The organism is Microvirga sp. KLBC 81 (assembly GCF_003075415.1).
Lineage (GTDB): Bacteria > Pseudomonadota > Alphaproteobacteria > Rhizobiales > Beijerinckiaceae > Microvirga.
The window spans coordinates 1-11,426 of sequence record NZ_QDAH01000120.1; the positions used below are offsets into that span (position 1 = coordinate 1).

General features: G+C 63.1%; 5 protein-coding genes and 1 pseudogene. All 6 read right to left on the reverse strand.

Annotated elements, in window-relative coordinates:
* Positions 1-360: 360 nt before the first annotated feature.
* Positions 361-1,227 carry an NAD(P)-dependent oxidoreductase gene (locus tag DC522_RS30615; protein ID WP_116532262.1) on the reverse strand — a complete coding sequence of 289 codons (867 nt, stop codon included), beginning with the start codon at positions 1,225-1,227 and terminating at the stop codon, positions 361-363.
* A 183-nt stretch (positions 1,228-1,410) separates the two neighbouring features.
* A complete protein-coding gene (locus DC522_RS30620; protein WP_116532263.1) occupies positions 1,411-2,376 on the reverse strand; it encodes an ABC transporter permease in 966 nt (321 codons plus the stop codon).
* 89 nt (positions 2,377-2,465) lie between these two features.
* Complete coding sequence (locus DC522_RS30625; RefSeq protein WP_116532264.1) at positions 2,466-3,242, reverse strand: ATP-binding cassette domain-containing protein; 777 nt, start codon at positions 3,240-3,242, stop codon at positions 2,466-2,468.
* Positions 3,243-3,293: 51 nt separating this feature from the next.
* Complete coding sequence (locus tag DC522_RS30630) at positions 3,294-4,310, reverse strand: substrate-binding domain-containing protein (protein ID WP_116532266.1); 1,017 nt, start codon at positions 4,308-4,310, stop codon at positions 3,294-3,296.
* A 408-nt stretch (positions 4,311-4,718) separates the two neighbouring features.
* Entirely contained in the window at positions 4,719-10,256 is a 5,538-nt protein-coding gene (locus DC522_RS30635) for an AAA family ATPase (RefSeq protein WP_116532265.1), read from the reverse strand.
* Between the two features lie 239 nt (positions 10,257-10,495).
* A pseudogene (locus tag DC522_RS30640) lies at positions 10,496-11,374 on the reverse strand (IS3 family transposase); the annotation flags it as partial.
* Between the last annotated feature and the right edge of the window lie 52 nt (positions 11,375-11,426).

The following is an 11,426-nucleotide window of genomic DNA, read 5'->3' on the forward strand; positions in this document are numbered from 1 at the left end:
TCTCGTTGAGCCTGAGGCGTGCCGCAACTATTTCACCGCCGCCGGATACGGATTCGTCTGAATGCCCGATGCTCTAGCTCGCGTGTGACCTACGCCAGGGTTTGCAACGGAACCCGGTGACGATGAGATGATGTGAGGCCAAAGCGGACATGGACCGCCGGACCTGGCAAACCCGTGGCATCGTCTTGCGTCAGTCAAGCGCGATAAGTTGAGAGGGACGCTCCAGCGTAAAACATCAGGGCCTGCGGTTATGAAGGACCGCGTTCAAAGGCCGGAGACATGACTGCACCCGCCCCGCTAAACCTAAAAGTCATCACCAATCACATTGCCAAACGGGCGCCATCCAGACATGACGGTGCCCTATCCCTCGTGTGCCGAAGCCGCACGCCAGCTGTAACATGGTTTATACCCCAGAAGCCGCTGCGCCTTCCCAATCGAGAGAAGGGTTTCGTTTGGACCAACCTCCCTCGTGAAAGGAACGCCCGGGTAGAACTCCGCCATGAGTTCCGCGTTAGGCCGGGTCATCACCGTGTCGGCATTGGCAATAATGAACACCTCGGCTCCTTTGAGAGGCGCCTCAAGGGCCCTCCGAACAGCCTGAGCCGCATCTCGCGCGTCGATATAGCCCCATAGGTTCCACTTCCGGGATTGCGGATCCGTATCAAACGAGGGGAATCGCGCATAGTCGGCCGGTTCCATCACATTGGAAAAGCGCAGGCCGACGATCTTCAGGTCAGGATCCCAGCGGCAGAACTGCCGCGCCATCTCCTCACCAAGACATTTTGACAGCGAGTAAGCAGTCTCTGGGCGACCAGGGTAGTCTTCGTCCAGAGGCGCGTAAGGAGGAGGCTCATCGAACGGAATGCCGAGGACCGTTTCGCTTGAAGCCCAGACCAGATTCTGGATCCTAAGCTTGCGCGCTGCCTCAAAGACATTGTATGTACTGAGAATGTTATTTCTGAACGTCACCGCGTTGGTATGCCGGCCCGGTGCCGAAATTGCCGCCAGATGCACGACGGCGTCGACCTTGTTGTACCGTGAGTCGACCCCCGAGAGCGCCTCCAGCGCCTGCCCGAAATCGGTCAGGTCGGCCGCAATGAACGTGCAGAGAGCCTCGCTCGGGGGCACAACATCCACGTTGATGATCTCGTAGCCATGCTCGAGAAGGTCACGGACGCATGCCCGGCCTGCTTTCCCGCTCCCTCCCGTCACAAGAACCTGCTTCATCCCGATCCTCCGTTCAGGTCTGAGCGCCGTCCCAGTCGACAGTCGTCTTAGCTGCCGAGGCTATACCATGCGATCGCCCTAGTACAGCACTCCAGGCTCGGCATCGCGAATCCGCCGGATTGGTATTCCCTCTCCGTCCATTATCCGTAGTGCGTTGGTGGTCTGTCCAACGCCTGCCTTTGGCTAGCGGTAGCGTATCTGGTTCCACCGGTGGCCGATCAGCGAAAGGATGATGATCAGGCCGTTGAAGAATTGCACGTAAAAGCCGCTGAGACCCGCCGCTACGATGCCGGTTTGGATAAAGGCGACGATGAATGCGCCGATCGCGCCGCCAACCACGGTGCCGACGCCGCCCCATGTGGGTGTGCCGCCGACGAACACGGAGGCGAGTACGGGGAGAAGGTAGCCGTCGCCGGCCGTAGGCCACCATGTGAAGTTGATCATGGTGGAGAATGTTCCGCCGATTGCTGCGCCTATTCCCATGAAGACGAAGGTTTTCATGCGCACACGCTTCACGTTGATGCCCATCTGATGGGCACTGTCGGAGTTGTCGCCAATGATCTTCACCTGCGCTCCAAAGCGGTGGCGGTTGTAGAGGAGCGCTGCGAAGATTACGAATGCGATTGCCCAGAATATCTGGACCGGCACTCCGAAGACCTGACTCGAGAAAATCCTGTAGGCCCAGCTCTGGCCAAGCGTGACGAGTGCCATCGACTTGCCCTCATTGATGATTTGGATTAGGCCGCGCAAGAGGAAATTCATGCCAAGCGTGGCGATCAGCGAAGACAAATTGGCATAAACAACGAGCGCGCCGACGCAGAAGCCGAGCGCTGAACCGGTCACGATCGCAGCCGCCAAGCCGAGGAACGGATCGTAGCCTGCCTGCACGAGAAGCGCGAATACCCAAGACGAGAACCCCATCGTGGCAGGAAAGGAGAGATCAATATCGCCGGCCGTCACCACAAAGACCAGCGGGACCACGACAAAAAGCGCAACGGGCAAGGTGGTAAGTACGGAGCTGTAAATGGGCCAGGTCGTGAAGACAGCTGGATTGGCTGCGACGAAGATCGCCATCATCACCACGAACACGCCGAATGTGCCAAGCGCCGCGCGGTTCTCGATCAGCCAGCTGCGGAACGAATGGTCCAACGAATTCCTCCCTCGGCAGCCGCAATCATTGTGTCATCCGTCGAGGTCGGCCTGCTGGGTTCCGCAAGGTTGTTCATCGCACGCCTGTCTCACTCTAATGTACGGCGTCCGCCTGGGCGCACGGGATGGGCGACCTGTTCCATGAAACGGATGAGCTCCTCGACCGTGGTTAGCTCAGAGCGTTCCGCCTCGAGGACGATCCTGCCGCGGTCGAGCACGACGACACGGTCGGCGATGTCGAAGACGTGGTGAATGTTGTGGTCGATGAAAACGACCGAGCAGCCCCTTGCCCGCACGTGACGCACGAAGTGGAAGACTTTCGCCGTCTCAGCGAGCGAGAGCGCCGTCGTCGGCTCGTCAAGGATGATAAGGTCTGCCCGTTTGTGGATCGCGCGGGCCATGGCTACGCCCTGACGCTCCCCACCAGACAGCTGCCCGACAATCGAGCGCGGCGTGAACAGCTTCGACGTGAAGCCGATCTCGCGCATAAGCCGGTCCGCCTCCGCGAGTTCGCGCTTTACGTTGAGCCAGCCAAACGGTCCAGCAAGCTCGCTGCCCATGAAAATATTGCGGACGATCGATTGTTGCACGGCGAGCGCCCGGTCCTGAAAGACCGTCTCGATCCCGGCCGCGCGGGCCCGAGCGGCATTCCATTTCGACACCGGTCTTCCGCGTATGATGATTTCGCCGCTGGAGGGCCTCACAGCGCCGGCGAGAATCTTGATCAGCGTCGATTTGCCTGCGCCGTTGTCACCGACGAGGCCAACCACCTCGCCGGCATCGACGTGGAATTCGACGCCGGCGAGCGCCTCGATGCTGCCATAGCGTTTCGTGATGTCGCGCAGCTCGATCAGGTGATCCGCCAAGCGCCGCTCCTGTCGCCGACCGGCCGATAGGCCCGCCTTTTCATCCCAATCTCAGCGCAGTCCCTGCTCTGCCAGCTTGGCGACCATGTGATAGTTTTCCGGCGTGACGAACCCGGCGCCGGTATCGACGTTGATCGGCGCAAGTCCCAACACGATTTGCTGACAGAGATTCAGGATCGGGAGATAGCCCTGCTGGAATGGCTGCTGATCCGCTGCGAGCTGCACCCAACCGCCTTTGAAGGCCTCGACGACCTGCGGACTGGTGTCGAAGCCGAAATTGAAGATCTCCCCCGGCTTCTTGCCGGCTGCGCGCATGTAGGTCAGGACGTTTCCGAGCATTTGGCCGCCGGAGTAGCCGACCGCCTTGACGTCCGGGTTGTTGAGGAGCGCTGCGGTAATGGTCGGGATGGCGAGGTTGGGATCGGATGCCCATTCGCCGGCGGGCGGGTCGCTGATTTGGATTACCTCCAAGCCCGCTTCTTTCAAGACCGCCACCGTGCCGCGCTCGCGCGCGCCACGGTTCTCATTTTCGAATGAACCGAACACGATCGCCTTGTCGCCGGCCTTGAGGCCCGCGCGCTTGATTGCCTCCACCCCAAGGGCACGGCCCTGCTCTGCCTGTTGGGCGCCGATGTAGCCGCCCCCGAACGCCGCTACGACCTTCGGCACGGGTACGTTTTGATAGATCATCTTAATGCCGGCCTTTGCCGCCTGCTCGGCGAGGGGCATGATTGCGGCATCGCCAGGATGACCCATCATTGCGATACCGTCGGGCTTCACCGCGACAGCCTCGCGAAGCTGCTGCGTCATCACCTCGACGTTCCAGCGCGAGAAGACATAATCGATCTTGGGCCCGAGGTCGGCCTCCGCCTGCTTCGCGCCGTTATAGACGATGGTAGCGAACGCATCGCCCTCGGCGCCACCTACGAAGAAGCGGATGTGGGCGTCCTTGCACCATTTGGCTTCGAGCGCCTGAGCCGGTATCGAGCTCGCGGGCGCCAACAAGGCGGCAGCGCAGACCGCTGTCAGCAGTCGCGATAATGGAGCAAAGGCGGTGTTGAAGCTCATGTCGTCCTCCCGCTCGTCACCCCTGCCGGATGCCATTTCTTTCTCAGATGGGACTTCGTCCGCGGCAACGGGTCTCGGAACTTTCGATCGCGGAAGACTGCCGTAGTTTCAGGCCCTCCGCCGAGTAGCCAGCGAAAAAACCTCCGTCACCCCGCAATAGCCGCCAATCTGATCGCCGGCCGACCGGTAGCTCCCTCGAGCCGGTCGAATGCCCTGCGTCCGACAGGCTTGCGCTAGCGACACTGCGACAAAGTCCTCGCGATCCTGAAAGGAATTAATTATAGCGTAAACGACCGTGTCCGCCAGACTCCGTTCACGAACCGATCTTCATCTATCGATCGGTCCGCTCGGCATCCAAAACCGTTGCCGGATCATCCAAGGTTTACGGGGAGTCTCAGCGAGCTGCCGTCACTGGGGATGGTCCTGTCCCTCTGAAGGCAGGGTGAACTGAAACACGGCCCCTCGCGGTTCGTTTGCCTCGGCCCACAAACGTCCGCCGTGCGCCTCAATGATCGAGCGGCAGATCGCCAAGCCCATGCCCATGCCGCTGGACTTGGTCGTGTAGAAGGGCGCGAAGACACGCTCCAGACCCTCCGTCTCCAGACCTGGGCCCGAATCCCGCACGGCGACCACCACTCCGCCCGAAGCAACCATCTCCGTGCGGACCAGCACCTCCCGCGGTTGGGCGTTCAGGCCGCTCATCGCCTCGATCGCGTTCATGATCAGGTTGAGGACAACCTGCTGCAGTTGGACGCGGTCGCCTGCCACGGACGGCAGGTCCGGTGCGAGGTCTGTCTGCAACGAGACGCCATGTTTCAGCGCTTCGCTGCGGGTCAGGCTGACGACGTCCTGCACGGCTTCATTGACGTCCAGCCGACCCTTGAGGGCGGGTGCCTTCTTAACCAGGGCCTTGATCCGGCCGATGACCTCGCCGGCCCGTTCTGCGCTCTCGACGATGCGGCTGAGGGATTGGCGGACCTCCGCCATGTCGGGTGGTTCGCGAGCCAGCCAGCGTAAGCCGGCTTGGGCGCTGATGACCGCCGCGGCAATGGGCTGATTCACCTCGTGCGCGATGGAAGCGGCCAGCTGGCCCATGGTGGTGACGCGGTTGGCATGCGCGAGCTCCATCTGCGTCTCGCGCAACCGCCGCTCGCTCTCGCGCGCTTCGGCCTCCATTCGCTTGTGCTCTGTCAGGTCGAGCACGAAGGCGACACCCTGGGTCCTGCTTTCCTCGAAGGTGGTCCACCCGAGCAGCACGGGTACGCGGCTGCCGTCCTTGCGGAGGAATTCCTTTTCATAGGGCCGGCAGCTGCCGGTCTGCCTGATCTCCTCGGCCGCTCCCTGGTCGGCGGGCTGGTATTCCGGCGGCGTCAGGTCGGTCCAGCGCAAGCGGCCGGCCACGAGCTCCTCGCGCGCGTAGCCCACGATCCGGAGAAAGGCGTCGTTGGCCTCGATGATCCGGCCATCAAAATTCCAGAGGAAGATGCCGATGATGTTGGCCTCAACCAGCCGCCGGATCCTGGCTTCGCGTTCGGTGAGATCACGGTACAACCGGCTATTTTCGAGCGAGATCGCCGCCTGCGAGGCGAGCAGCTTCAGCACTGCCATCCGGGCCGGCGCGAAGACGCGAGGGGCCAAGTTGTTCTCGAGGTAGAGCACCCCGATGAGCTTGGCCTGATTCAGCAATGGGAGGCACAGAACCGATCGGGCGTGGTGCCGCGGGATGTAGGGATCCGTAACAAACGGGTTCGGCGCTGAAGCATCGTCGAGGACCACGTTCTCCCGGGTCCGCAGAACATAATGGAAAACGGATTCCGGCAATGCGGCCGGAGCCACCGGCTCGTCGCGCAGATGCACGACAACCGTGTCGCCGCAGGTCACGGCTTCCGCCGCGATCCGCGGTTCGGCCCCGCGCGGCAGGATCAACAGGCCGCGCTCCGCCCCCGCCTGGGCGAGCGCGGTGCGCATGAGCGTCTCGAGCAGCTTATCCAGCACGATCTCGCCGGAGACGGCCTGAGACACGCTGATCACGGTCGAAACGTCGATGTACTCCACCGGCGCCCCGATCGTCCTCGTTGGGCTGGGCACTGGCTCGCCCTCCCGCAGATGCGGATAGATGTCGTCGAGTTGCCGCACCTTGCCATCGGCTCCCCAGCACAAATAGCAGTGACGGGCATTCCGCAGGTAGAGGGCGGCAATCTGGTCAAACCCACGTGCCCGGTAGAAGGCGGAAGCGCGCTCATTGGCGATCGCCTCGTTGTGGACGAAGCCGCTGGCGCGAGCCGAACGGATAGCCTGCTCGTAGAGGCGCATTGCGTCAACATCGCGGCCTTCGATGCGCGCAATCTCCGCGCCGATCAGCGCGGCGCGGCTCTCGAAGCTCTCCGGGCAGTTCTCGGCCCATTCCTGGAGCTGACGGTGGTGGCCCGCCAAGGCTTGTCGGTCTTGATCACTCTCCGCGGCAGATGCCGCGCCGCAGAGCGAGGCCAGCATGAGCGCAGCATAGAAGTGGTATTCCGCCCGCTCGAAAATGGAGGGCGACATCCAGAGAAGGCGCTCTGCTTTCGCCGCTGCCGCAACGGCGCCGACGTAGTCATCGGCGAGCACGCGCGCCTGAAGCTTGCGGATCCAGTACAAGCAGGCGGCGATCGCCAGGCGTGAATCCGTCTCCAGGTGACGCTCGAACCGCTCCTCGTCGCACTGGACGTCGTCGAAGCGGCCGAATGCCGGCGTGAGACCGCGAAGCGTCCGGATCAACTGGAGCTGTGCGGTGATGAGGTCGACGACGAGACCGAACCGCGCCTGGCGCGCGAAGTCGAGCCCGTACTCGGCCTCGCGCTGCACCTCGGTGAGCCGATCGCCGCTGGCGAGGAGCTGCGTGATCAGGCCGTTGCAGCTAAAGGCCGCGTAGGTGAGGTCCCCGGCCTTCTGCGCCGCGTCGAAGGCGTGCCGCGCGGGCGGGCGGGCCGTCCGGGGATGCCATATCGAGGAACTCGCGAGGTTTCCGAAAGCCAAGTAGACCCGGGCCTTCAGGCGGTCCATCCCGGGCTGCTCCACCAAGTCAAGCCCGAGCTGGCCGAAGCGGAGACCCGCCTTATAGTCGCCGAAGTACGGCCCCAGCACGGTGCCTATCGCGGTGTAAGCATAGCACGATGCGTCGCTATTGCCGTGCTCCAAGCTGATGTTCCCCATGCGGCCGATCACAAGGCAGCGCAGGTTCTCGTCGGTGAACAAGGCTGGCGTCACGAGCGCGGTGAGGACCTCCATCGTCCCGCACGCGACCGGATCTGTCAGGCGCGGCAGGTCGAGCAGCGTCTCGATCGGGCGGTCCCCGAGTTGCCGCCATATCCGCGCGTATTCCTGCTGGACTTCCTCTCGCGTCGGATGCGCCGACCAAGCGATGCCGACGCAGCCTAGGTAGTCGAGACCGACCGCTACAGCGCTGTCACTTCGACCGAGAGTCATGAAGAGGTCCACCCGCAGCCGGGTGACAGTAGCCTGATCCGGGAGGCTGGTAGTGCGGCTTGCCAAGTCGGCAAGGCGCGCCTCCGCTTCCATCAGCAAGCCCGTGAGGAACTCGCATTCGGCCCGGTGCAGCTCGAGCGCGAAGGCGAGCTCGGGTCGTCGCTCCCACGCATCCTCAGGCAACAGCGCCTGTCCGGCAATGAGATAGGTCAGCGCCGAGACATAGGCGGTCGAGGCCCTGGCGCGCCGGCCCGCGAGCAGGTTGAGCTCGGCGAGCCGCTCCCGCTCCCCAGCCGCGGTGATCAGGGGAGCGCCGCGGTTGAGCTGGCTCACAATCTCAAAGACACGCTCCTCGATCGCTTCCGGCGGCGTGCGTGCAACGAGCCGCCGGCCGATCCGCAGATGCTCGGCGGGCCGCTCGCCTTCGGGGATGAGCGCATAGGCCGCCTCCTGGACGCGATCGTGGAGGAACCGGTAGGTCCCCTTCCGCTGGAACACCAGCCCTGCCCGCACGGCCTCCCAGAGCGCTGCGTCCAGCGCTGCCTTGCTCGTGCCATTGACCATGTTCAGGGTGGCGATCGCCGCGTCATTGCCCAGGCAGGCGAGCTGTCGCAGTGCCGTCTGGGTCGCTTCGGGCAGGCGGGTCAGCTTGCCAAGCATAAGGTCCACGACATTGTCGGTGAAGCCCTTGGCCTTGATCTGCTCAAGATCCCACGACCAACGCATCTGGCCATGATCGAAGGCGAGCAGGCCCTCGTCAGCGAGCGCGGTGAGGAACTGGATGGTGAAGAACGGATTGCCGGCCGTCTTCTTGTGCACAAGCTGGGCTAAAGGCTCGGCGTCGTCCCACTCGCTATGCAGGGCCTCGGCGATGAGCCGGCCCACATCGCCGAGCCTGAGCGGCGCCAGCATGATCTCCTGCACCGACGCTCCCGCTTTCCGAACCGATTCGAGCTTGCGCCGGAGCGGATGCGCGGCATCGATCTCGTTATCGCGGTAGGCGCCGATTAGCAGCAGGTGCTGCACGTCTGGCTGCGTCAACCAATCCTCAAGCACATCGAGAGTGCCGGAATCGAGCCATTGCAGATCGTCTAGGAACAGCGCCAGCGGATGCTCCGGCTGGGCGAAGACGCTGAGAAAGCGCCGGAAGACCAGCAGGAACCGGCTTTGCGACTGCTGCGGCGGCAGTTCTGGGACCGGCGGCTGTTCCCCGGTGATGAGACTCAGTTCGGGAACGAGGTCGACCATGAGCTGGCCGTTAGGGCCGAGAGCCTCCAGCAGGGCGTAGCGCCAAGGCGCTAACTCGCCATCGCTCTTTGCCAGAAGACTCCGAATCAGGCCCCGGAAAGCCTGTGCGAGTGTCGAATATGGGATGTCGCGCTTGAATTGGTCGAATTTGCCGAACGCGAACAGGCCGCGCGGGGGCACCAGGACCTTGTGCAGCTCATGGACGACGGAAGACTTGCCGATGCCGGAATAGCCCGAGACCAGGACCAGCTCTGGGGTGCCGCTCGTGACCACCCGGTCGAAGGCGGCGACCAGGGTCGCTATCTCGCGCTCGCGCCCATACAGCTTCTCGGGGATGAGGAGCCGGTCGGGTGTGTCGTGGGCGCCGAGTGGAAAGGCGTCGATGCGACGCTGAGCCTTCCACTCGGCTAGGCAGCGCCGGAGGTCTCTCTCAAGACCGTGCACGGTCTGGTACCGCTCCTCGGCAGTCTTGGCGAGCAGCTTCATGACGATAGCAGAGATTGCCGCCGGCACGTCCTTCCGGCGCTCGGCGGGTGGAATTGGCTGCCGCGCGATATGGCAATGCACCCACTCCATCGGATCGGTCGCCGTGAATGGCAGAACACCGGTGAGCATCTGGTAGAGCGTGACGCCGAGCGCGTAGAGGTCACTGCGGGAGTCGATGGAGCGGTTCATGCGCCCGGTCTGCTCCGGCGCCATGTAGGCCAGCGTGCCGGCGATCTCCTCGGGCGGAGCCAAGGCCTGGCGCTCGCGTTGCAGCCGCGAGGCGAGACCGAAGCCGGTGAGCCGCACCTGCCCTTCTGCGCCGATGACCAGGATGTTGGCCGGCTTGAGGTCCTTGTGGATCAGTCCACGCTGGTGGACTCGGCCCAAGGCGGTGGCGATGCCAATGGCGAGGCGCAAGAAGCGCCTCACCCCCATGGGGATACCGAGCAGCCTGTCGAGCGGCTCGCCGCTGGGGTCCTCGAGCACCAGTACGGTCCGGCCGCCTTCACGCCCAAGCTCCAGCGGCCGCACGGCCCATGCACTGTCCAGCTCGTCCCTCAGGCTGTATTCGTGCACGAAGCGATGGAGGCTAGCGGGGGCTGGGTGCTCGGCGGCGGGCCACACGGCCAGCACAGCCTTGCGCTGGCCGTCGTCGTCCAGGCGCCATCCCCGGTAGAAGGAACGTTCACCATCCTCCCACAGGAACTGGAAGCTGCTCTCCTCCTCAGCGCTGAACCGGAAAGACATGCTCAATGGCAGGTCTCCATTGCCAGCCCGGGCCCACCATAGAACCGACCGAGCCAGAACCTTCATCCGCAAACGTTCGTCTGTCCATGATACCGAGACGGCGCTTGCGCGACAACTTTGCCTGTTGTGATGCGGGATGAGCGCGTTCCCGCCGAGCACGCAGGATCAATGGATGCGTCGCAAATTTGGAGCAGAGACAAGATGGTCTTGCTCCGCTTTTGTGGAGAGCGGTTTATTAGCTATCCGGCCAGCCTTTCGAACTGAACCGGACTGAGATAGTCAAGCGTCGAGTGACGCCGGACAGAGTTGTAGAACCCATCAATGTAATGGCCGATTGCCGCTTTGGCCTCGGCCCTTGTCTGGAAGACGGTGCGCCAGACCAGTTCGGATCTCAAGGTCTTGAAGAAGGTCTCGACGACCGCGTTGTCGAAACAGTTGCCTTTACCGGACATCGAGATCTGGATGCCATGGTTCTTCATCTCCATCTGATAAGCCGTTGAGCAGTATTGGCTACCGCGGTCCGCGTGATGGATCAGGCCCGCTGATGGTCGTCGGATCGCCAGAGCCTTGCGCAGCGCCTCCAGCGCCAGCTCCTTGTGGAGGTTGTCACTGACCGCCCAGCCAACCACCCGCCGAGCGAACAGATCGAGGATGATCGCCAGGTACAGCCAGCCCTCGTTCGTCCACAGATAGGAAATATCTGCAGCCCACTTCTCGTTCGGGCCCTCGGCCGAGAAGTCCTGCTCGAGCAGGTTGGGCGCGATTGGAAAGGCGTGATGGCTGTCGGTGGTGCGCTTGAACCGCCGCTTCTGCCGGGCCTTGAGGCCGTTCTCGCGCATCAACCGAGCCGTCCGACGGCGTCCCACCGTCAGGCCCTCGTCCTGCAGCTCGCGGGTCACGCGCGGGCTGCCGTATGTCTCATGCGAGCGGGTGAAGGCCGAGCGGATGTGGGCCAACAGCACCAGGTCCTCCCGCTGGCGCGGACTGGCCGGACGGGATCTCCAGGCAAAGTAGCCGCTCTGGCTCACTCCCAGAACCTGGCACAGGCGTGTGACGGGGAAGCTCTCTTTCGCCGCATCGACGAACTGAAATTTCATCGACTTCCCTCCTTGGCGAAAATCTATGGACCGGCCGTGCGTTGCAAGAGGGCTGCTTTAGATTGGATGAGAG

Bases quoted from the DNA above. Each gene is read 5' to 3' on its own strand.
- DC522_RS30615 (WP_116532262.1), bottom strand. From the start codon at position 1,227: ATGAAGCAGGTTCTTGTGACGGGAGGGAGCGGGAAAGCAGGCCGGGCA.
- DC522_RS30630 (WP_116532266.1), bottom strand. From the start codon at position 4,310: ATGAGCTTCAACACCGCCTTTGCTCCATTATCGCGACTGCTGACAGCG.
- DC522_RS30635 (WP_116532265.1), bottom strand. From the start codon at position 10,256: ATGTCTTTCCGGTTCAGCGCTGAGGAGGAGAGCAGCTTCCAGTTCCTG.